This window comes from Streptomyces sp. YIM S03343 (genome assembly GCF_054729195.1).
In genome coordinates this window covers 3,354,215-3,375,751 of sequence record NZ_JBPUKX010000001.1, presented here as the reverse complement: position 1 = coordinate 3,375,751, position 21,537 = coordinate 3,354,215, and the positions used below count along the sequence as shown (strand labels likewise).

At 69.2% G+C, this 21,537-nt stretch carries 15 protein-coding genes; 7 read left to right on the top strand and 8 right to left on the bottom strand.

Annotated elements, in window-relative coordinates:
- Positions 1 to 28: 28 nt before the first annotated feature.
- The 6 genes from ACSYGN_RS14245 to ACSYGN_RS14220 all read right to left on the bottom strand — a co-directional run bounded on the left by ACSYGN_RS14245 (position 29) and on the right by ACSYGN_RS14220 (position 10,644).
- Positions 29 to 3,229 carry a type I restriction endonuclease subunit R gene (locus ACSYGN_RS14245; RefSeq protein WP_460395509.1) on the bottom strand — a complete coding sequence of 1,067 codons (3,201 nt, stop codon included), beginning with the start codon at positions 3,227 to 3,229 and terminating at the stop codon, positions 29 to 31.
- A gap of 6 nt (positions 3,230 to 3,235) precedes the next feature.
- The gene (locus tag ACSYGN_RS14240) at positions 3,236 to 3,850 is read right to left on the bottom strand and encodes a DUF4276 family protein (RefSeq protein WP_460395507.1); all 615 of its coding nucleotides are present in this window, start codon (positions 3,848 to 3,850) and stop codon (positions 3,236 to 3,238) included.
- Entirely contained in the window at positions 3,847 to 5,094 is a 1,248-nt protein-coding gene (locus tag ACSYGN_RS14235; protein WP_460395505.1) for an AAA family ATPase, read from the bottom strand. Before ACSYGN_RS14235 ends, ACSYGN_RS14240 begins: the two co-directional genes overlap by 4 nt.
- A gap of 7 nt (positions 5,095 to 5,101) precedes the next feature.
- Positions 5,102 to 6,373, bottom strand: a complete 1,272-nt coding sequence (locus ACSYGN_RS14230; RefSeq protein ID WP_460395503.1) for a restriction endonuclease subunit S — start codon at positions 6,371 to 6,373, stop codon at positions 5,102 to 5,104.
- Positions 6,370 to 8,436, bottom strand: a complete 2,067-nt coding sequence (locus ACSYGN_RS14225) for a type I restriction-modification system subunit M (RefSeq protein ID WP_460395501.1) — start codon at positions 8,434 to 8,436, stop codon at positions 6,370 to 6,372. The genes ACSYGN_RS14230 and ACSYGN_RS14225 overlap by 4 nt, the downstream gene beginning before the upstream one ends.
- Before the next feature lie 78 nt (positions 8,437 to 8,514).
- The gene (locus tag ACSYGN_RS14220) at positions 8,515 to 10,644 is read right to left on the bottom strand and encodes an N-6 DNA methylase (RefSeq protein ID WP_460395499.1); all 2,130 of its coding nucleotides are present in this window, start codon (positions 10,642 to 10,644) and stop codon (positions 8,515 to 8,517) included.
- 190 nt (positions 10,645 to 10,834) lie between these two features.
- On the opposite strand from ACSYGN_RS14220, the gene ACSYGN_RS14215 reads away from it, so the two are divergent.
- The gene (locus ACSYGN_RS14215; protein WP_460395497.1) at positions 10,835 to 12,529 is read left to right on the top strand and encodes a TIGR04141 family sporadically distributed protein; all 1,695 of its coding nucleotides are present in this window, start codon (positions 10,835 to 10,837) and stop codon (positions 12,527 to 12,529) included.
- 222 nt (positions 12,530 to 12,751) lie between these two features.
- Here the strand turns inward: ACSYGN_RS14215 and ACSYGN_RS14210 are convergent, their stop codons facing one another.
- Positions 12,752 to 13,870, bottom strand: coding sequence for a threonine synthase (locus tag ACSYGN_RS14210; RefSeq protein WP_460395495.1), 1,119 nt, complete (start codon positions 13,868 to 13,870; stop codon positions 12,752 to 12,754).
- A gap of 327 nt (positions 13,871 to 14,197) precedes the next feature.
- Here ACSYGN_RS14210 and ACSYGN_RS14205 point away from each other — a divergent pair, with 327 nt between their 5' ends.
- From ACSYGN_RS14205 to ACSYGN_RS14185, 5 genes are all read left to right on the top strand, one after another.
- Positions 14,198 to 15,427, top strand: coding sequence for a DUF4190 domain-containing protein (locus ACSYGN_RS14205; protein WP_460395493.1), 1,230 nt, complete (start codon positions 14,198 to 14,200; stop codon positions 15,425 to 15,427).
- A gap of 176 nt (positions 15,428 to 15,603) precedes the next feature.
- On the top strand, positions 15,604 to 16,356 hold the full coding sequence (locus ACSYGN_RS14200) for a GntR family transcriptional regulator (RefSeq protein WP_460395491.1): 753 nt from the start codon (positions 15,604 to 15,606) through the stop codon (positions 16,354 to 16,356).
- Positions 16,357 to 16,700: 344 nt separating this feature from the next.
- On the top strand, positions 16,701 to 16,904 hold the full coding sequence (locus ACSYGN_RS14195) for an SPOR domain-containing protein (protein WP_460395489.1): 204 nt from the start codon (positions 16,701 to 16,703) through the stop codon (positions 16,902 to 16,904).
- Between the two features lie 209 nt (positions 16,905 to 17,113).
- Positions 17,114 to 17,554, top strand: coding sequence for an NUDIX domain-containing protein (locus ACSYGN_RS14190; RefSeq protein ID WP_460403454.1), 441 nt, complete (start codon positions 17,114 to 17,116; stop codon positions 17,552 to 17,554).
- Between the two features lie 96 nt (positions 17,555 to 17,650).
- The gene (locus ACSYGN_RS14185; RefSeq protein ID WP_460395487.1) at positions 17,651 to 18,103 is read left to right on the top strand and encodes an ATP-binding protein; all 453 of its coding nucleotides are present in this window, start codon (positions 17,651 to 17,653) and stop codon (positions 18,101 to 18,103) included.
- A gap of 110 nt (positions 18,104 to 18,213) precedes the next feature.
- Here the strand turns inward: ACSYGN_RS14185 and ACSYGN_RS14180 are convergent, their stop codons facing one another.
- Entirely contained in the window at positions 18,214 to 18,888 is a 675-nt protein-coding gene (locus ACSYGN_RS14180) for a hypothetical protein (protein ID WP_460395485.1), read from the bottom strand.
- On the opposite strand from ACSYGN_RS14180, the gene ACSYGN_RS14175 reads away from it, so the two are divergent.
- A complete protein-coding gene (locus ACSYGN_RS14175) occupies positions 18,850 to 21,405 on the top strand; it encodes a SpoIIE family protein phosphatase (protein WP_460395483.1) in 2,556 nt (851 codons plus the stop codon). The genes ACSYGN_RS14180 and ACSYGN_RS14175 overlap by 39 nt on opposite strands.
- The last annotated feature ends 132 nt before the right edge of the window (positions 21,406 to 21,537 follow it).

The following is a 21,537-nucleotide window of genomic DNA, read 5'->3' as shown; positions in this document are numbered from 1 at the left end:
TGCTGGGAGGGGCGGGACAGCGGGCGGGTCAGGCCGCCTCGTCGTCGATGTTCTCCTCCCGGCGGATCATCCGCCAAGCCGCCCGGCGGGCACTCTGGTTGAGCGACTGCTTGAAGCTGTCGTCGTGGCTGAAGTATTGCCGTCCCATGTCGGCGATGGTGTCGATGTGCTCGGCCATCTTGTCCTCGAAGACCTCGTCGAAGACGAGCCCGAAGTTCTCCTCGTCGTTGACGGCGGCGGCACGGACCTTCGGGTCCGCCTTCGCCTCGGAGAACGGCGTGATGACGTCCTGCTCGGTGAAGTCGGTGCCGAACTTGTCGTTGAACTTCTCGATCAGCTCCGACAGCAGCGACTTCTCCTGCTCCTTGGCGCCGCCCGAACCTTCGCCGAAGCCGCGCAGCTCCGCCGCCCCCTCGGCGGTCAGGGAGAGGTCGTGCTTGCCGGTTTTCTGGATGCGCAGGTGACTGAGATCGACGTCCCCTATGTCCACGCCGCCGTCCCCGCGCCGCGGCAGACGGTTGAGCAGGTGGCGGCCGTAGAGGTAGAGGCATTCGAGGTCGGCGTCGCGGTAGGGCACGATCTGCGAGAGGAAGCCGTACTTCCGCACGTAGTCGTTGAGATCCGCGCGGAACTGCTCAGCGGCCTCGGCGGCGTCCTCGTCGGGGTCGCCGGCCTCGTCCTTGCGGTCCAGCAACTCGGTGAACCGCTCGACGGCGGGGCCGAGGTGCCGGTACAGCTCGGCGTGTAGCTTCTCCCAGCGGGCCACCGAGCCCGCCGCCTTCTTCTCGGCCGCCAGATAGGCGTCGGCGAACTCCCGCATCTCCTCCTCGACGAGGATGTCGGGTTTCATGACCGCGCTCTGCGCGATGTAGAGAAGGTTGGGATCGGAGGGAAGGGTGTTCGCCTCCTCGAAGTACGGGACGAAGGACGCCTTGATGTCCTCGGCGTCGTTGACGAAGTCCAGTACGGCCAGGTCCGCCTGCGACTTGCGGTCGGCGGTGCGGTTCAGGCGGGAGAGGGTCTGCACGGCGCTGATGCCCGCGAGCTTCTTGTTCACGTACATCGTGGTGAGCAGCGGCTGGTCGAAGCCGGTCTGGTACTTCTCGGCGACGACCAGGATGCGGTACTCACGCTGCGTCGTCTTCGCGCCGGTGCGTACGGCCTTGTCGTCCTTGCGTGTGTACGCGAACGCCTTCGGCAGCGCGGACTCGGCGAGGCCGCCGTTCTCCTTCGGCTCGGTGGTCTCCTCGCCGTCGTACGTCAGGGTGCCGGAGAACGCGACCAGGACGCCGGGGTCGGCGTACGCCTGGTCGTCGATGTACCTCCTGATGTGGCGGGCCATCTGCACGGCGCTGTGCCGGGAGGCCGTCACCACCATGGCCTTGGCACGCCCGCCGAGTCGACCGGCGGTGTGCGTGCGGAAGTGCTCGACGATCACCTGCGCCTGCTGCGTCACGGTGGAGTCGTGCGTGAGCGCGTACCGGGCGAGCAGCGGATTCGCCTTGGACGGGTCCACCCTGCGCTCGTCCGGGTTCTTGTTCACCAGCTTCCAGTACGTGTTGTACGTGACGTAGGTGCGCAGGGGGTCGAGGATGAAGCCTTCCTCGATGGCCTGGCGCATCGAGTACGTGTGGAAGGGGACGTACGTCGGCTTGCCGTTGACGCTCTCCAGGGTGCCGAAGAGTTCGAGGGTCTTGGCCTTGGGCGTGGCCGTGAAGGCGAAGTAGGAGAGGTTCGAGGCCTTGCTGCGCTGGGTGGCTTTGCGGATGAGCGCGGTATCGGTGGTGGCCTCCGCTTCCAGCTTGGTGGCCCCGGCCTCGTCGGAGTCCGAGTCCAGGCCGAGGTCACGCAGTGCCGCGCGGACAGCCGTGGCGGCGTCGCCGGACTGGGAGGAGTGCGCCTCGTCCACGATGATCGCGAAGTTGTGGCCCTGGATCTCGGTGGGGTTGCGGCGCAGGTAGTCAATGAGGGCCGGGAAGGTGTGCAGCGTGACGGTGATGATCTTCCCCGTCTCGCGGGACAGCGCCTTGGCGAGCTGGTCGGACTTCGCACCGTGCTTCTCGTCGATCTTCACCACCAGACCGGCGGTCTTCTCGAAACTGCCGACGGTCTCGCGGAGTTGGGCGTCGAGATTGCGGCGGTCGGTGATGATCACGACCTTGTCGAAGACGGGCGCGCCCGGCTTGAGTCCTGCGGCCAGGGCATCGGGGTCGATCTCGTCCGGATCGGTGGGCGTGTGCAGCGACGACAGGCGGTGCGCCAGCCATCCGATGGTGTTCGACTTGCCGGAGCCGGCGGAGGCCATGCCGAGGTAGTTATGACCGGCGCCGTGGCGGGCCGCGTGACCGGCGAGCTTCTTGACTATGTCCCACTGGTGGTAGCGCGGGAAGATCAGCTTCTTACGGGTCCGCCCGTCCGGGCCCTTCTCCTTGCTCAGGTGTACGAACCGCTCCATCAGGTCAAGCCAGGTGTCCCGCTCCCAGATCTGCTCCCAGAGGTAGGAGGTGGCGTAGGTCCCGGGCACGGTGGGGCGCGGATTGCCGGCGCCGCCGGGCTTTCCCGGGCCATCCGATCCAGTGTTGAACGGCAGGAACCGGGTCAGCTTGCCGCGCAGTTCGGGCGCGACGTAGACCACGTCCGTGTCCACGGCGAAGTTCGCGATGACGCGGCGCGTGAAGATCAGCTCGGTCGGGTCACGCTTGGTACGGTACTGCTCCTTGGCGTGCTCCGCCCCCTGACGGGTCAGGCCGTTCTTCAACTCGGCGGTGGCGAGCGGGATTCCGTTGAGGAACAGGGTGAGGTCCAGCTCGTTGCCCTTGTCCGCCTGCTTCGTCGCGTACTGCAACTCCTTCACGAAGGTCAGCCGGTTCGCCCGGTAGTCGTCCAGGACCGCGTCCGACACGACGAGCGACGGCTTGAAGTACGCGAGTCTGATCAGGATGCCGTGGTCCTTCACGCCCTTGCGGAGTACGTCCAGCACACCGTCGGTGCCGATCGCCTGGTCCACACGCTTGGCGAACCCGGCCTGGGCGATGTTGGGATCCCCGCCGTAGAGGGCGATCAGCTCGCTCCAGTCGTCGGCTTGGGTCTTGCCGATGAACTCGAAGAGCTCGCCGGTGTCCAGGCCGAGGTGGGCTTGGTAGTGGGACTGGCTTCCCTCACCCCAACCGCGCTCCAGCATGGCGGCGACTATGGCGTTCCCGAATGCTGCTTCGTCGTGGACGGACATGAGCGGCTATTCCCCCCGCTTTCCGGTGACCAGATACGTGATGTCGCGGCAGAACTTGTCGAACGAGGATGAGTTGGTGCGGGCAAGGTCGAGATCCATGTCTTGGGTCAGTGCCGCCTGGTCCACGCGGGGGCGGTACCGTACGCCGTCGCGCCGGTGGTGGGTCAGCCAGCCCTTGCAATCGCGTAACGTCTCGCTGTTGGCCGGGACCTCCAACTGCTCGGCGAGACCAGCCCGGCCGCCGAGCGAGGGCGCCGACGCGAGGAACCACGCCTCGAACTCCCTGTTCGCCAGCACGACGGCCGTCCGGCGGTCCGGGCGCGTCGCTTCGGCGCGGGCCAGCAGCGCGGGCCCGAGGCTTGCCGGGCAGTCGTCGTCGGCGTCGATCACGACGAGGATGCCGCCCGGGTGGTCGGCGGGTACGCGTCGGGCCTGGGCCTCTACGGCGGCTTCCAACCCGCCCGGCCGGACGAGTCGGCCGCGGTCGACGAGGAAGGGCGGCTGGATGTCCGCGTCCCAGATCTCCGCCTCGTACATCAGCCGCCGGAGGAGCACGGGCAGCGCGCTGATCTCGCCCTCACCCTCGACGACGGAGGCGATAGTGACCCTCGGGTGGTTCACTCCTCGTCCTCCGGCTGATCGGACGGCTGTTCCAGGGGCTCGACGACCGGGCGCAACTGGTCAGAGCGCAGCAGTTCGGCCGTGGTCGCCAGGCCGTCGGCCACGATCGACCGGCTCACCGGGTCCACTTCGCCGATCACCGTCACCCCGTGCTCGGCGGCGACCACGCGGATGGCCGACAGATCGGCCTCCTTGCGGTCGAACAGCTCCGCGCTCTGCGTGGTGGCAAGGACTTGTACGTGCTCGCTTGCTTCCGTGAGCGCGTCGTAGAGGGCTCCGGCCGCGAGCGGGTGCAGGGCGAGTTCTGGCTCTTCGACGGCGATGAGCGGAATCCGGCCCCAGCCGTCGTGAGTGTTGGGTTGGAAGAGCGCGGTCAGCAAGCCGATGGCACGGATGGTCCCTTCCGACATGGACTCGGCTCGGAAAATGTGAGGTTCGTTCTCGCCGTCGGTGGCGAAGCTGATCCGCGCCGCGATGTAGTCGGCGGAGGGGTCCGTGGGACCGACCTCGACGACACCGGGCACGATCACCCCGAGGTACTGCGAGATACGGTCACGTTCTTGGTCCCCGAGCGCGGCCAGGGCCGGGCCGAGGTCGCCGCCGTCTTCACCCAGGGCTCCGGCGGTCGGGGCGTTGGGGCGGGCCTCACGGAGACTGGACAGGTCAGGGCTATAGAAGAACATCTTCGCGAGAGCCACGTGGAGGTCGAGGTACGGCTCATCGTCAGCGATGCGTGAAAGCCCCATCAAACGGTGACGGCGCCCCTTCTCTGTGCGGTCTCGCTCTAGGAAGTGCTCGGTGTCGGTGTCGCCCTTGGCGTCCGGGCGGTACATCTCGCAGAGCTCACGCTGGATACGGACACCAGGCCCTGCGTCCCGGCCCGCCCCGGACGCGGGCAGAGGCGCGAGGGTGATCTCGTACCGCCCGATCCAGGGCCCCGGCTCGTCTTCGATCAGGTCCAGTTGAAACTCGACACCGATAGTGAAGGAGGTCGCCGTCTCAGGGACCCTGCGGAGCACCTCCCCCCACCCGCCGTGCGCCGCCACGGCCGCCTCTGGGCCCTTCACCAGTGCGTCGCGAACGAAGCGCAGGGCGTCGAGGAAGTTCGACTTACCTGCGGCGTTCAGCCCGAGCAGTACGGTGAACCGGCCTAGTGTCACATCGCAATGAGCGATGGATTTGTAGTTGTCGATTCGGACACGGCTGATGAACGGCATCGGACGGTGAGGCGCGGCGGGGCTCATGGCGCGATCATTCCTCGATCCCTCGTCCGCTGGCAGTGGACACGTCGATCTGGCCGGTGACGGCGGCGGTGATCAGGGCTTGGTGCCGCTCGGCGAGGAGAGCTTGTGCCTGCCTCAGTTTTGTGCGGACTGATGTCAGCATCGCGATCGCCTGGCTGGTCCTCTTGACGAGCGAGTCGCCGTCAACCGGGATCGGGATTCTGTACTGCCGTAGTTGTTCTCCGGTGAGGTGAGGAATCGTTGCGATGTTCCCCTCGGCTTCAAAAACCCCACAGGCCTTGGCAAGTCGCAGCCAGTACATGAGCCACTCGACTGGCACCGGCCCGGCTCGACGCACCCGGTGGAGTGACTTTTGGAAGTAGCACTCCTGCAATCTGCCGTCCCAAACAGCGGCTTCCGCGACCCCTGCTCCGCCTTCGCAGACCAAAAGATCTCCTTGCCTCACCGAATAGCGACTTACTTCATCTGCCGAAAAATCCATTGTTGCCAGGTCATCGGTTTCAATCGTGTACCAATGCACATTGGCGTTCCGCAGGTACGGCCGCTGCTCCGGACCGCTAGCTCGGTCTGCATTAAGCATCTTGCCGAGTTCCGTCGCAAAATATGCGTATACAGGTCCAACTGACCATTCGGCAGGGATCTTAGGAAGCCACGGCCAGCCAGTTGATTTCCCATTTGCGCCGTTGATGCTACCCGACAGCATGTCGACGATGAGAGCCAACTCGCGTTCGGCCAACCCCTCAATCTGACTGTTTCTTCTGGAGGCAAGGGCCTCAACGCGAGCGGCCTCGGCATCGAGGAAGTCGGCGATGCGGCGTTGTTCCTCCAGCGGCGGTAGATCCACTGGCAGGTCACGCAGGAAGGCGTCCGGTACGCGCTGCTGGCCCGCAACGCCGTACATCTCCGCTTCCCCCTTTTTGAGGAAACTGTGTGTGTTCACTACGTGCAAAAGGAACCGTGGATCGATGAGCGGCCCTGGGCGGAGTACATGAAGCTCCGTGCTCCCGGTGCCCACGCCTCGATGGAGGCCGTCAATTAGCACTGCCCGTCCGGCCTCGAATGTGGGCGTGATCTTCGGTACAAGTACATCGCCGTCCTGGAAACGGGTATAGCCAGTGGCAACGGACGCTTTGGTCCGGCGCCGTGAGATGTCTAGTCTTTCTCCAGGCCATACAGCTTCCATGGGGAGGAAAGTGAGCTCCTCCTCGTTCGTAAGGCGATCGAAAGCAGGCGTCAATGGATTGACGTCAGCGAGGTGTCGCAGACGCACGGTGCTCATTCCGTCACCTCCCCAAGAAGCGCCTGGATCTCGGCCTCAAGGCCCTTCAATTCCGCGTCGATCTCTGCCAACGGCCGCGGCGGCTTGTACACATAGAAATGCCGTGTGAACGGGATCTCGTACCCGATCTTCGTCTTGCTGTGGTCGATCCACGCGTCCGGCACATGCGGCAGCACCTCGCGCCGCAGGTATTCCTCCACGTCCTCCTCCAGCGGCACGTTCTCGTAGTCCCGCAGGTCCGGGTCCGGCTCCGGCTCGCCCTTGATGCGCTGGACCTCGCCCTCCGGGTCCCGGACGCCGACCGCCTCCCGCAACGCCTTGCCGAACGGCGCGCCCGTAGGCCACAGCAGGCCGGCCGTGACCATCGCGTCCTTGAGGTCGATCCACGCGTCGGACTTCGTCGTCCAGGACTTGCCGACCAGCGGGCGCAGCGCCGCCACGAATGTCTCGGCGTCCGTGGCGCGTGCGATCGGCCTGGATGCGGTGAGGGCCGCCAACGTCTCCTCCGTCACCTCGAACCGGAGCTTCAACGGCCGTTCGACGGTGATCCGGTGATATCCGAAGTCCTCGTTGCGGAAGACCTTGATCTTCCCGGCCCGGTCGGCCAGGTCGTGACCGCCGCCCTTTTCCGCCGCGTCGACGACCGCCAGCGCCTCCGTGTAGAGCCTCGTGATTTCGGAGATGTGCTGCTCGCCCAGTTCCTTGCGCTTGTCGCCGAGCGACTTCCGCATCTTGCGCCAGTAGTCGCGCGCGTCTAGCAGGACGACCTTGCCTCGCCTGTCCCTGGCCTTGCGGTTGCTGAGTACCCAGAAGTACGTGGAGATGCCGGTGTTGTAGAAGAGCTGGTCGGGCAGGGCCACGATGCCCTCCAACCAGTCGTTCTCCAGGATCCACTGCCGGATCTTGGACTCGCCCGACTCGGCCGCCCCCGTGAACAGCGGGGAGCCGTTGAAGACGATCGCGATCCGGCTGCCGCCCGACCCCGACGCGTCCACCGGCTTCATCTTCGAGATCATGTGCTGGAGGAAGAGCAGCGAGCCGTCGTTGATGCGTGGCAGACCGGCCCCGAACCGTCCGCTCTCTCCGAGGCGTTCGTGTTCCTCCTCGACCGCGTCCTTGACCTTTTTCCACTCGACGCCGAACGGTGGGTTGGCCAGCAGGTAGTCGAAGGTGGCTCCGGCGTGGCCGTCGTCGCTGAAGGAGTTGCCGAACTTGATGTTCTCCGGGCCCTGACCCTTGATCATCATGTCCGACCGGCAGATGGCCCAGGACTCGGGATTGAGTTCCTGACCGAAGACCTTGACCGTGGCGTCCGGGTTGTGGGCGGAGATGCGCTCCTCGGCCGCGCTGAGCATGCCGCCGGTCCCGCAGGCCGGGTCCATGATTGTGCGGACGGTGCCGGGAAGGGCCAGCGCGTCGCTGTCCGGTGCGATGAGCAGATTGACCATCAACCGGATGACTTCCCGCGGAGTGAAGTGCTCACCGGCCGTCTCGTTGGACTGCTCGGCGAAACGCCGGATCAGCTCCTCAAAGATGTAACCCATCTGGTGGTTGGTGACGATCTCGATCGGTCGGCCTTCTTCGTCGAGGACGAGATTGCCGTCGGCGTCCCTCTTCAAAGGCCGCAGGTCGAGGTCGGCGAACCGTCCGACCACCTGGTACAGCAGGTTCGCTGCGTCCAGCCGCTTGATCTGCTGGGCGAACTCGTACCGCTCCAGCACTTCCCGCGCGTTGGGGGAGAAGGCGCCGTAGTACTCGTTGAGGTACTTCGCCGCGTGCGAGGGGTCACCCGCGATCGCCTTCAGCGTGTACGTGCTGGTGTTGTAGAAGCTGTGGCCGGACGCCTTGCGCAGGAAGCGGTCGGGGTTGATGTCCTGGCCCTCGAAGCGGGCGGCGACCTCCAGGACCTTGTCCTTGGTCGGGGCGAGGACACACTCCAGGCGCCGCAGCACGGTGAACGGCAGGATCACCTTGCCGTAGTCGGACTGCTTGTAGTCGCCGCGCAGGAGGTCCGCGACCGACCACGCATGGTTCGCCAGTTCCGTGTGCTTACTGCTGTTCAACGGAGTCCTTCCGGTGTTCGCCGTCCCAGCGGGACAGAGACGTCAAGTCTGGTCGTTCACGGTGCAGTGGCGCACGTTTCACGCCGATCCGTGACCGTGCGGCAACAGCGCGCCGCCGGTGAGTCCGGTACTGAGGAGACGTGTGACCTCCTCGGCGGCCTGGTCGGCACGGCGGGCGGCGGTACGTAGCTCGTGCAGGCGGCGGAAGGCGGCGCCGTAGCGCTGCTGCTCGGCGAGCGGGAGCAGTGGAACGCGTAGCCGTCGGGGGTCCACCCGGACGATGGATGAGCCGGTGGCCGCGGCGTTGACGTTCTGCTCCGCTGCGAGGAATCCGGCCAGGAACCAGGGATCGAGGCGACGCCGATCCGGGCGGAAGAGCAGCAGGTGGGGCCCTAGGAAGCAGCCTGCCTCGCCCGGCTCGACGACCCGGGCTACGGCGGTGCGCCCCGCATGGAGCATCTCTGTGAGCAGCACGTCACTTTCCTGGACCGAGGTGAGGACGGCGTCAGTGGCAAAGTGCGGTTTCGTTCCGGAGGCGGGCCGGTTCTTCATGACGTCGGTAGCCGTGAGTGTCGGCCGTCCGACGAGTTCCAGCTCGGGCTGTGGTCGCGGTTCGCCGCTACGGGTCCGGCGGCCTGTGGGCGCGGCGCGAAGCAGACTGAGAGCGCCGCCGCGTAGGAGATCCGCGACCGTTGCGGTGCGCCACTCTCGGGGCCGGTCGTCGGCCGGTGGCCAGTCGCCGTCGGTGCTGAGGGCGCCCAGGTCCCTTGCGGCTTGCTGTAGTTGGTCATACAGCTCCGATGCCTGCCGTGCCAGCAGGGCGGGGCGAAGGGTCTGCCGGGAAGCCGTACGGATGTGGCGGGCCGGAGTCAGATCCACGGCCTCATCGAGGAGGTCGGTGATCGGCACGGCGCCGGCGATGCCCGGGGCTCCAGTGAAACCGTCCTGGTCGGCGAGGTACGGCCGCCACGTCGAGAGCACGGTGTCGTTGATGGCAGCCCAGTCGAGGTTCCGGCTCTCGGAAGCGGCGGCATCGACGAGCAGGACTGTCCCGGGGGCTTCAGCCTGCGGATCGGGACCGGGCCGTTCGAGCACCCACAGGTGCAGGCCGATGTGGAGTGGGGTGGCCGCGCCCGGGGGCAGCGAGACGACTGCGCGGAGGGCTCCGTCACGTACGAGCTGAGCCCGGATACGCCGGCCGGCAGTGCGCTCCGCGACGGCGGGCGGCATGAGAAGTACGGCACGGCTGCGGGGCGCGAGGTGGGCCAGACAGTGCTGGACCCAGGCGAGTTCGGGCTCGCCCTTGGGCGGCACGCCGTAGGCCCAGCGCTGGTCGTACGCCAGATCCTCGTGCCCCCAGTCACGGACCCCGTACGGGGGATTGCACAGGACGGCCTCTGCGGTGAGGCCCTTGAAGGCGTCGGAGCGCAGGCTGTCCCCCGTGCGTACGGAGATTGCTGCCTTGGGAGCGCTCAGCCGGAGGCGCACGGCGGCCTGGGCGGCCTGGGCGACCAGGACGTCCTGGCCGTGCAGTTCGGTCGCGCCCGCGGATGCTGCCGCGGCGAGCAGCGATCCGGTGCCGCACGCGGGGTCGAGAACGCTCGCGGGGAAGGCGCCCGTGCTGTCGATCAGGAGTTGGGCCATGAGGTCGGCCAAGGGGCGTGGTGTGGGGTAGGTGCCGGTGGCCCCTGTGTCCTCCAGCAGGCGTTCGGCCAGGACATCCGTCGCGGCCTCGGCGCCATCCATGACGACGCATCGCAGCAAGGCTCTCAGCGGCCCTGTCGTATCGGCGCTGTATGTGGGGTCCTTGATCCCGGGGATGTCGTCGGCCCCGTCGTCCGCGGCCGACCGGACCCATCGCAGCATTGCGTCGTCACGTAGTTCGGGGAGGGCCTTGCGCTCTTCCCGGCCCAGCCGGGCGGCTGCGAGTACCGCGGGGAGCAGACGTAGGGCCAATCCACCGTCGCCGGGGCTGCTGCGCAGCGCGGTGCGAAGTTCGTCCGCCGGTGTGTCCTCGGGGAGTTGGCCACGGGCGGAGAGCCAGGCGCGTACGGCGTCCAGGTCGTAGGTCGGGCTGGTGTCCGTGCCTCCCGCCGGGGTGGGGAAGTCCGGGTGCCGACGACGCCAGTTGCTCACCGTGGCGCGGGTGACACCGGCCAGCCGGGAGATGTCGGCGGCGGTCACGAGGGCACTGGCCTGCTGGTTCATGGGCTCCTGCCGGTGACGTAGGGCGGGTGTGCGGGACGGCCCCCACTCTATACCGGCGCCCAAGCGATGTGAAGTGTTTGACAGTGCTTTCAGTTAGCGCTCTACTGGAGGTGCTTTCACCCCGCACCCCGGCTTCCCCGGGGCTCCCAGGCATCCCCCTGCCCACAACACCCTGGAACGGAGCGGCACCATGGCGACGAACACCTCCAGCACCTCCAAGCGCACCCTGTACCGGCTCACGGGCGTCGCTCCCACGACCGATGCGATGTTCGAAGTCCTCGATCCCGTTCGTCTTGACGCCGTTGGCGCGGAACTGGACTTCCCCGAGGAGTGGTTGGGGGTTCCGGCGCTGCTCGTCACGGGCAGCTTCGAGCAGTCGGTCGCGCCTTGGTGCGGCGAGATCAACCGCACGACCGGGTGCGAGGTGTCGCGGCCGGTGAACCGGTCGGCCGGGCTGCTGATGCTCGCGGTCGACGGCGAGGTGTACGCCATCGGCTACGACCAGGGGTTCCGCCTGGTGCCCGACCGTGTCAAGGACCGGCGGTTCGGGCTGAGTTTCGTGATCCGCAGGGTGGATCCCGCCCAGATCCGGGACCTGGTCTCCCATACGCCGGGCGGCGGACGGACCGACATCACCCTTGTGCCCGGTGGCACTCCGGTCTGGAGCCTGGGCGTCCAGGAGCACGCGCAGATCGTGCGTCGGCTGGGCGGTCGGCTGGACGGGATCCAGCTCACGATCGGCCAGGACAACCGTACGAAGATCTCCAGCGTCGAGGGCGGTACCGGGCTGCGGATGCGGCTCGGCGTCGACGCCGCGGACCTGGTCGCGGACATCCGGGCCATCGCCCGTGTTCTCCGGGACGAGGACCCCAGCCCGGCACTGGAATTCGTCGAGCACATCGTCCCCATCAAGGACGGCGACCTCGTCACGCGGCTGGAAGAGCGGCTCGACGACATGCTCGGCGAGGAGCCGGACGGACGTATCGCGGTCGCCGTCCCCTCCGACCACTGGGACGACTACTCCGCCGCCCAGGCGTTCGCCACCAAGGTCAACAGCCCGGAGGCTCACCTCACCGACGACTTCAGCCTGGAGTACGTCCTCGACCGCGCACGCGTGCAGCGTCCCGGAACGCGCGTCGCCGCACTCCGGGACGGCGCGGTCGCTCTCTACTCGCACACCCGGGCAGAGAGGAGTGACGTCATCTGGACGTCACACGTGCTGCACTGGCTTGAAGCGGAGGTGGCGCTCGGCGCCCGCCGGTTCTTCCTGCTGGACGGGCAGTGGTACGAGATCGGCGAGGCGTACCTGGAGGCGATCCGTTCGCAGGTGGAGCGGCTCATCACCGGCACGCCCTCGGTCGACCTTCCGGCCTGGGTGCTCGGGGACACGGAGCGGGATTACAACGAGTTGGCGCCCGACCTGCGGCCCGGTTACGTCTGCTTCGACCGTGACAACGTCCGGACCGCGCTGCACCGGGGCAACGGAGTGGAGATCTGCGACCTGCTGAGCCCGGACAACGTCCTGGTCATGGTGAAGCGGGCCAAGGGTTCCGACGCGCTGAGCCATCTGTTCGGCCAGGCCGTGGTCGCCGTACAGACCCTGCTGCACTCGCCGGAGGCCGCGGACGGGTTCGCCCGGAAGGTGGCCGCGGCCCGGCCCGGCCGGGCCCTGCCGGAGGGTTTCCGGCCGTCGAAGGTCGTCTTCGCGATCCTGCTGAAGAGCGGAGCCGACCTGACCGCCGACACGCTGTTCCCGTTCTCCCAGGTCACCCTGGTGCAGACGGCCAAGATGCTTGAGGCGTGGGGCGTCGCCGTCGAGGTCGTCGGGATCCAGGCCACGGCGGGGCCTCTGGCGAGGGCGGGAATCCGTCGGCTGGCCGCGTAGCGGGCGGGCGGTCCGGTGCGTGGATTGCAGCGCGCTTGTGGTCAGCGGCCGTGGACACGTCGCCTCTCGGTCCTGTTGCAAGCGGTGGTTCAACGGTGCGGAGGCGAGGCAAGGGACGTGCGACGGGTGTCGGCGAGGTCAGCGGCATCCGGTGCAATTTCCCGGGGTCCCTGATGGGGCGGGGCTGCACGGTGAGGCGCGGGGGCTCGCCCGGGCGGCGAACTACCCCTTCGCCATGCCCGTCTTCGCCCCCGCCCCGCACAGCGGGATGACCGCGGTGCGGTTGCCCAGAGGGCCCTGGCCCTCGCGTACCGCTGCCCAGCAGACCGCTGCCGTCGGTTCCACGTACAGGCCCTGGGCGGCCAGGTCCTGTTGGGCCTCGCGGATGGCCTCCTCCGGGACCGTGAGGAACTCGCCGCCCGAGTTGCGTACCGCGCGCAGGATCTGGCGGGCTCGGGGCGGGCGAGGGATCGCGATGCCCTCGGCGAGGGTGGCGGGGGTGGGTGAGGGCGGGGAAGCGGGGAGGGCGTCCTCGCCGGCCTGCCAGGCCCGGGCCAGGGGTGACACCGCCTCCGACTGGACCGCGTACAGGGCGGGGCGGCGGTCCAGCAGGCCCGCCGAGTGCAGTTCCTCCACAGCCAACACCGCGCCCAGCAGCAGCGTGCCGTTGCCCACCGGTACGACGATCACCTCGGGGAGACGGCCGCCCAGGTCCTCCCACAGTTCATGGACGTATGTCTTCGTGCCGTGCAGGAAGTACGGGTTGTAGACGTGCGAGGCGTAGAAAGTGCCCGGCTCGTCCGCCGCCGTCCTGGCCGCCTCCGCCGCCGCCTCCCGGTCGCCCTCGACCACCGTCACCCGCGCGCCGTGCGCCCCGATCTGCTCCAGCTTCTTGGCCGACGTGCCCTCAGGGACGTACACCGTGCAGGGCAGCCGTCCCCGTGCGCAGTACGCGGCGATCGCCGTGCCCGCGTTGCCGCTGCTGTCCGCGATCACCCGGTCCGGCTCCAACTGCCTCGCCAGCTCCGCCAGCAGCACCGCGCCCCGGTCCTTGAACGACAACGTCGGCATCAGGAAGTCCAGCTTCGCCGAGATGTTCTCCGTCAGCCGCACCAGCGGGGTGCGGCCCTCGCCGAGAGACACCGCGGGGGAGGCCAGGGGGAGCGTCTCGGCGTAGCGCCACAGTGAGCCGACCCTGCCGGTCAGGGCGTTCAGCGGAGCCGGGGTGGGGGAGAAATCCAGGTCCAGCGGGCCGCGGCAGAGCGGGCAGCACCAGGTGAGCGAGCCCGCCGGGACCCGGGTACCGTCCTGGGGGCAGAAGCAGTCCGGCATGGTTGTCATGGGGGCAGGGTAGATCGGGACGCCGGTGACGTTCTGTCAGGGGCGGCGTCCGTGTTTACGATGCGCCCAGTCAGTCGTACGTCAGTTCCATCAGTTCCATCGGTCTGCTGTACTGCGCCTGCGTATCCGCCGTCCCTCACGCCTGGAGCCCCGGTCCCCGTGTCCATACCTCCGTCCCCTGAGCCCCACCAGCCTGACCCCTTCCGCACTCCCGGGACTCCTCAGGACGGCGCCGAGAATCCCCACGGGACCCATGGGACCGATGGGAGCAGCGGCGGGGCTTACGGGCCGCCTGCGTCCGGTGCTCCCGCCGGGGGCAATCCGTTCGTGCCGCCGGGGACACCGCCGTCGGGGCAAGGGCCGACGCCTTCTTACCCCGGCTATCCCGGCTATCCGCAGGGGTCCTACGGGCCGCCGCCCGGTGGGCCCGGCGCCTATCAGCCCTGGGAGCAGGGCTACAGCCCCTACAACCAGGTCGCCCCCGTCAACGGCTTCGCCATCGCGTCGCTGGTGCTCGGGCTGCTGTGCTGTGTGCTGCCCGGGGTGGGGCTGGTGCTCGGGGTGATCGCCCTCGTGCAGATCCGCAAGAAGGGGCAGCGGGGGACGGCCATGGCCGTCATCGGGTCCGTGCTGTCGGGGCTGTCGCTCCTGGGGCTGCTCGTGGTGCTCGCCACCGGGGGCATGGCGGACTTCTGGTACGACGTCAAGGACGGCGTGCGCGACAACGGCACCAGCCTGTCGGTCGCCAAGGGCGAGTGCTTCGACACCCCCGGCGGCGCCCTGACCGACGACACCTACTACGACGTCGACAAGGTCCGCTGCGACGGGGAGCACGACGGAGAGGTGTTCGGCGTCTTCACGGTGCGCGGGTACAGCTCCTACCCCGGCGACACCAAGATCGGCAATATCGCCGACGACCGCTGCTACGAGCTCCAGGGCACCTATGCGATGGACTCCTGGGCCTTGCCCTCGAACGTCGACATCTACTACTTCACCCCGACCCGCGACAGCTGGGACACCGGGGACCGCGAGGTCACCTGTGTGTTCGGCAACACCACCGAGGGCCGCACCCTGACCGGCTCGCTGCGCAACGACGAGACCGTCCTCGACTCGGACCAGGCCGCATATCTGAAGGCCGCGCACGTCCTCAATCTCGCCCTCGACTCCGCGCCCGACGAGGAGTACGTCGAGGACGACCTCGCCGGGCACAAGGCGTGGGCCGGGCGGGTCGCGGACGCGCTCCGCGAGCAGGGTGACTTGCTGCGCGCGCGGAACTGGCCGTCCGCATCGCGCAAGCCCATCGACGCGCTCCTCAAGGACATCGACTCCGGCCGGGCCGAGTGGCGGAAGGCAGCCGAGGCGTCGGACGCCGATACCTTCTACAAGCACTACGACAAGGCCGCCAAGCTCATCGACGGCCGCAAGACCGTCACCGCCCGCAAGGCCCTGGGGCTCGCTACCACCCCGCCGTCGAGCGGGAACGGCAGCGGTGACGGGGACGGCGGCGGGAGCACCGGCGGTGACAGCGGTGGGGGTGACACCGGCCTGCAGGTCTGATCCCCGCCGGTCCACCGATCGAGTGGTGTGATCGCCACCGTAGCGGGAGAAAGTCCCTGGGTAACGCCCTTGCGGGCAGATGTCATCACTTCGAGTGATTCCCTGGCCCTTGCTTGCACGGGACAACATACGGTTGCCAGTCTGTTGCTGTCTGTACAAGCTGATGGGAGCGGCCAGTGACTTTCGGTGAGCAGCCGGCGTATCTGCGGGTCGCGGGTGATCTCCGCAGGAAGATCGCCGACGGTTCGCTCCCCCCGCGCACCCGCCTCCCCTCCCAGGCCCGGATCCGCCAGGAGTACGGCGTCTCGGACACCGTCGCCCTGGAGGCGCGCAAGGTGCTCATGGCGGAGGGGCTGGTGGAGGGCCGCTCGGGCTCGGGGACGTATGTGCGCGAGCGGCCGGTGCCCCGCAGCATCGCCCGCTCCGGCTTCCGTTCCACCGGCGGTGCCACGCCCTTCCGGCAGGAGCAGGCCGATGCGACCGTGCGCGGCACCTGGGAGTCGCGCAGCGAGCAGACCGAGGCGAGCGGCAGCGTCGCCGAGCGGCTCGCCGTCCGGCCCGGCGACCGCGTGATGTGTACGCGGTACGTGTTCCGGGACGCGGGAGAGCCGATGATGCTCTCCACCTCCTGGGAGCCCCTCGCCGTCACCGGCCGCACCCCGGTGATGCTGCCCGAGGAGGGGCCGCTCGGCGGCATGGGCGTCGTCGAGCGGATGCGTGCCATCGATGTCGTCGTGGACAACGTGACGGAGGAGGTCGGCGCCCGCCCCGGCCTCGCCGAGGAACTGCTCGCCCTGGGTGGCGTCCCCGGGCATGTCGTCCTCGTCATCCAGCGCACCTACTACGCCTCGGGCCGCCCCGTCGAGACGGCCGATGTCGTGGTCCCGGCCGACCGCTTCCGCGTCGCATACCACTTGCCGGTCAAGTAATGCACCGGAAATAGCCCGGTCGTGAAGTAGAGCACTCTCCCGGGGCAGTTGCCCCCGGCACCGCACCCCTCCGGCCTGCCTTCCCCACCTCCTCCTCCGCCGCCGTTCCCGCAGGTGGCACGGGGTGCCACCGGCGCGCCCGCGAGCTGTTGCACTGGGTCTCATGGACGGCGCGTTCACCGGCGTGCGCCCCCGCCCACCTGGCCGGTTGCGTACCTCCTTGTGAGAAGCCGTATTCGCTGCGTGAAGGTTGGGCGTAGGCTCGGGCATATGCGGATTGCGGTTTCCTTATCGGTGGCCGGGGTGCGGCCGGGGCCGGGAGCGGGAAGGGCGGGCGGGGCGCGATGAACGACGGCACGGTCTCTCTTCCCTGGCTCGTCATACGCCAGGACGACAACGGCAATCGCTACCGCGTGGGCAGGTACGCCACCCGTGCGGAGGCCCAGAAGATCGCGGACAGCCTCGACGACCGCGGTCACAAGCAGCTGTACTGGGTCGAGCGGATCGGGCACCACCCGCACAACGGGGACGGCGGCGCACGCGGCTGACCGGAGGCCCTAGGCTCCGGTGCATGACCGAACGGATCGTGGTGGTGGGCGCCGCCCTGCTCGGCGACGGGGACGCAGACCGTGCAGGCGGTGACGCAGGCCGTGCCGGCGGTGACGCAGGGCGCGCCGACGGTGGCGGTGACAGCCGTCCCGGCGGTCCCCAGGGTTCCTGCGGCCCCCGTCTCCCCTACGGCAACGGCGCCCGCCGCCTGCTTGCCGCGCGCCGTAGTGCGCCCCCTGAGCTGGCGGGGCGCTGGGAGCTGCCCGGCGGGAAAGTCGAACCCGGTGAGGCCCCCGACGCCGCGCTGGTACGTGAACTCCGTGAGGAACTGGGCGTGGAGAGCGAGACGCTGGCCCGGGTGCCGGGGGAGTGGCCGCTCAGGGCGCCCTACGTGCTGCAGGTCTGGACCGTCCGGCTGCTGCCCGGCTCCGCTCTCCCGAAGCCCCTTCAGGACCACGACGCGCTGCGCTGGCTGACGCCGGAGGAGATCTGGGACGTCCACTGGCTGGAGCAGGACGTACCGGCGGTGCGGGCGGTGCTCGCCCACCTCGCGCACCTCGCCGACCCCGCGGACCTCGGGGATGCGGCCCACCCGGCCGGCGCGGCCGACCTTGCGGAGCCCACCCGCCCGGTGGACGAAGCGGACTGAAGCTTTACGGTACAGCGGCCCAGATATCGGGTATGGGGCCAGTACCCCATGAAAACCGGACATGGGTGGGTTCGTCGGCCTGGGAAGTGATCGGAAGTGTTCGACCACGAAGGCGACGGCACCGGCCACACCGCCTGTCGCGCGAGGTCGAGGGCCGCCGCCGGTGACACCACCGTCGAATGGACCTTTCCCGCGGAACCCGGTGCCGTACGCACCGCCCGCAGCGCCGTCCGGGGCGGACTGCGCCGCTGGGGGCTCGACGCCCTGGCCGATCTGACGGTGCTGCTCGTCAGCGAACTGGTCACCAACTCCCTCCAGCACGCCACCGGCCCCATCGGCGTCCGTCTGATACGCCCCGCCGGCCGGCCGGGAGTGCTGCGCGCCGAGGTCTCCGACCCGCTCCCCGACCCGCCGCGCGAGCGCCCCGCGCGCCCCGAGGACGAGAACGGCCGCGGGCTCCAGTTGCTCACCCTCTGCTGCCTCCGCTGGGGCACCCGGACCGGCACCACCGGTAAGACGGTGTGGTTCGAACTTGCTGTGCCCGACTGACGCCGAACTCCCTGTTCCTGAAAGGCTTCGCGTCCCGCGAGCGGCCCCCGCGCGGCCCCCGCGCGGGGTGGCGGTTGTCGGCGGGTGTGATTCGACTGCGTGTCCCCTGGTTAGAAGACTGGAAGTGTTTCCGCAGCACGGACCGAAAACCGACGGGACCGTGCTGTGATCGTGAACACCGTGTTGTAGGGCCCCGTAGTGCTGGATACTGCGGGCAGCCGCTGCCGGTGACCGGTACCGGACGCGGTGAGCTGGAGGGGACGGTTCGCGTGAGCGAGATACCAGCGAAGGCGACGGGGTCCGAGGACCCGTCGGGCGGCGCGAGGAGTGCGGCCGCGTTCGGCGGCGCGCACCGCGCCGACGCCGACGCGCGTCCCGGCGACGCCGCCGGGCGCTCTGGTGACGCCGCCGCGCGGTCCGGCGATGCCTCCGGGCGTCCTGGTGATGCCGTCGGCCGTACCGGGGATGGCGCCGGGTGGTCCGGTGATGCCGCTGGTCGTACGGGCGATGCCTCCGAGCATCCCGGTGATGCGGCTGGTCGTACGGGCGATGGCGCCGGGCGGTCCGGTGATGCCGCCGTGCGTCCCGTCGCCGATACCGCCGCACACTCCGGCGATTCCGCGCCGCGCCCCGGTGCCGAGGCCGCCCGTCCCGGTTCCGGCAACGCTCGGTCTGGCGCTGACGCCACCCGTTCCGGGGCCGACCCCGCCCGTTCCCGGGCCGGTACCGGGCACCCCGGTCCCGGCGTGCCCCGCCAAGGTGCCGGTGCTCCGCACGCCGGTCACGGCGCCTTCCGCCCCGGTGACACCGTGTGGCAGTCCAGTCCGCCCGGTTCGATCTACGACTACATCAAGGTCGCCTCCTTCTCCATCGGTTCCGACGGACTGGTCGACCAGTGGAGCCTGCGCGCCGAGCAGATCTTCGGCATCCCCGCCGAGCGTGCCGCCGGTATGGACCCCATCGAGGCGTTCGTCGACCCCGACCTGCGCGAGCGCGGGCAGCTCAAGATGGCCGAGATCCTCGACGGGCGGGAGTGGACCGGTGTGGTGCCCTTCCGGATCCCCTCAGGGGCCGACGGAGCGGGCGGGGAGGACGGGCTCGCCGAGGTCTATGTGATGCCGACGCGCACTGCGGACGGTGACAAGGCCGCAGTCTGCATCGTCGTCGATGTACGGACGTTGCGCAGCATCGAGACGGATCTTGCCGCTTCGCAGGCGATTTTCGGACAATCTCCCTTCGGTTTTCTGCTGATCGACACCGAGTTGCGGGTCCGCCGCGCCAATCATCGGTTCGCCTCGATCTTCGGCGGCCACCCCGACGAGCACCGCGGCAGGGATGTCCACGACTATCTGCAGCGCGGCGAGGCGGAACGCGTCGCGGCCACCCTGCGGCGGGTCCTGGAGACCGGCGACGCCATCACGGACTTGCATGTCACAGGCTTCGTGCCGGGCTCGGAGGAACGCCGCCACTGGTCCATCAACCTCTACCGCGTCAAGAGCGGCAGCGGCCGCCCCATCGGTATCGCCTGGCTGGGCACCGACATCACCGCCCGCCGCGCCGCCGCCCGCGAGGCGGCCTCCGCCCGCCGCAACCTCGCCCTGCTCAACGAGGCCGGTGCCCGGATCGGCAACTCCCTCGACCTGGAGACCACCGCCCGCGAACTCCTCGACGTGGTCGTGCCCGGCTTCTGCGACCTGGCCACGGTCGACCTCTACCAGGGTCTGCTGTCCGGCGACGAGACCCCGCCCGGCCTCACCGACGGCAGCGCGGAACTGCGCCGTGTCGCCTTCGCCAGCGCCGTCTCCGACACGCCGATCGTCGGCGGCGGGCCGCCCGTCGCGGTGGGCGCGGTCCACCACTACCCCTTCATCTCGCCCTGCGCGGACGCCCTGCGCACCGCCCGCCCGCAGAGCGTGCCCGGTGTGGAGGGCGGCCTCGTCCAGTCCACGCTCGCCGTGCCGATGGTCGCGCACGACACCGTCGTAGGACTGGTGCAGTTCGCCCGGACCAAGGGCAGTGAGCCGTTCGGCGACCGGGACCGGGACCTCGCCGTGGAACTGGCGGCGCGCGCGGCCGTGTCCATCGACAACGCCCGGCTGTACCGGCGCGAGCACGAACGTGCGCTGATGCTCCAGCGCTCCCTGCTGCCGCCCGGCGACCCGGAGGCCTCCGGCCTGGACATCGCCTGCCGCTATCTGCCCGGCAACGCCGCCACCGAGGTCGGCGGCGACTGGTTCGACGTCATCGAACTGCCCGGCCACCGGACCGCGTTGGTCGTCGGCGACGTCATGGGGCGCGGACTGCGCGCGGCCGTCGCGATGGGCGAACTCCGCACCGCCGTCCGCACGCTGGCCCTGCTCGACCTCGAACCGGCCGAGGTGCTGGGCGCATTGGACGAGATCGCCCGCGGTCTCGGCACCCCCGGCGGCATCCAGCAGGCCACCCGCACCGCCCGCCAGCCCCGCGACGCCGACCTCTCCGAGGTGTACCTGGCGACCTGCGTCTACGCCGTCTACGACTCGGTGACCCGGCGCATCACCTTCGCCAACGCAGGCCATCTGCCGCCGGTGCTGGTCGAACCCGGCGAGGCCGCGCTGATGCTCGACGTGCCGCCCGGGATGCCGCTCGGCGTCGGCGGCGAGCCCTTCGAGGAGGTCGACGTCGAACTCCCGGAAGGCGCCCTTCTCGCGCTCTACACGGATGGACTGGTCGAATCACGCGACCACCCGCTCGACGAGGGCCTCCAGGCGTTCGTGGGCGCGCTCACCGACCCCTCACGGCCGCTGGAGGACGTCTGCGACCACGTCCTCAACACCCTCGACACCCACCACGGCGAGGACGACATCGCCCTGCTGATGGCCCGCGTCCAGGGCCTGCCCGCCGAGTCCGTCGGCGACTGGACGCTGCCGCGCGAGCCGCGCAGCGTGGGCCGCGCCCGGGAGTACGCGCGCGGGCAACTGCTCAGCTGGGACCTCGAACCCCTCGTCGACACCACGGAGTTGCTTGTCAGCGAGCTGGTCACCAACGCCCTGCGGTACGGCGAGGGCGACATACGTCTGCGTCTCCTCCTCGACCGCACCCTGGTGTGCGAGGTCTGGGACTCCGGCCTGGTCCAGCCGCGTCGCCGCCGGGCCCGTGACACCGACGAGGGCGGCCGCGGACTCCAGTTGGTGGGTCTGCTGAGCGCGGCCTGGGGCTCGCGGCGGACGCCCCGCGGCAAGACGGTCTGGTTCGAACTCCCGCTCCCGGACGGCGAGAACGGGCTGACCGACCCGGCGGAGGCGCTGCTCAGCCTGTTCTGACGGCCGGGGCGCTCGCGGGCTGTTCTGATGGCTGGGGGACTCTGCGGCTCAGGGTGACTGGCGGTGCGGTCGTCACCGCCGTCGTCGCTGATGCGGTCGTCACCGCCGTCGTCGCTGATGCGGTCGTCACCG

Bases quoted from the DNA above. Each gene is read 5' to 3' on its own strand.
- ACSYGN_RS14245 (WP_460395509.1), bottom strand. From the start codon at position 3,229: ATGTCCGTCCACGACGAAGCAGCATTCGGGAACGCCATAGTCGCCGCC.
- ACSYGN_RS14235 (WP_460395505.1), bottom strand. From the start codon at position 5,094: ATGAGCCCCGCCGCGCCTCACCGTCCGATGCCGTTCATCAGCCGTGTC.
- ACSYGN_RS14230 (WP_460395503.1), bottom strand. From the start codon at position 6,373: ATGAGCACCGTGCGTCTGCGACACCTCGCTGACGTCAATCCATTGACG.
- ACSYGN_RS14220 (WP_460395499.1), bottom strand. From the start codon at position 10,644: ATGAACCAGCAGGCCAGTGCCCTCGTGACCGCCGCCGACATCTCCCGG.
- ACSYGN_RS14215 (WP_460395497.1), top strand. From the start codon at position 10,835: ATGGCGACGAACACCTCCAGCACCTCCAAGCGCACCCTGTACCGGCTC.
- ACSYGN_RS14210 (WP_460395495.1), bottom strand. From the start codon at position 13,870: ATGACAACCATGCCGGACTGCTTCTGCCCCCAGGACGGTACCCGGGTC.
- ACSYGN_RS14195 (WP_460395489.1), top strand. From the start codon at position 16,701: ATGAACGACGGCACGGTCTCTCTTCCCTGGCTCGTCATACGCCAGGAC.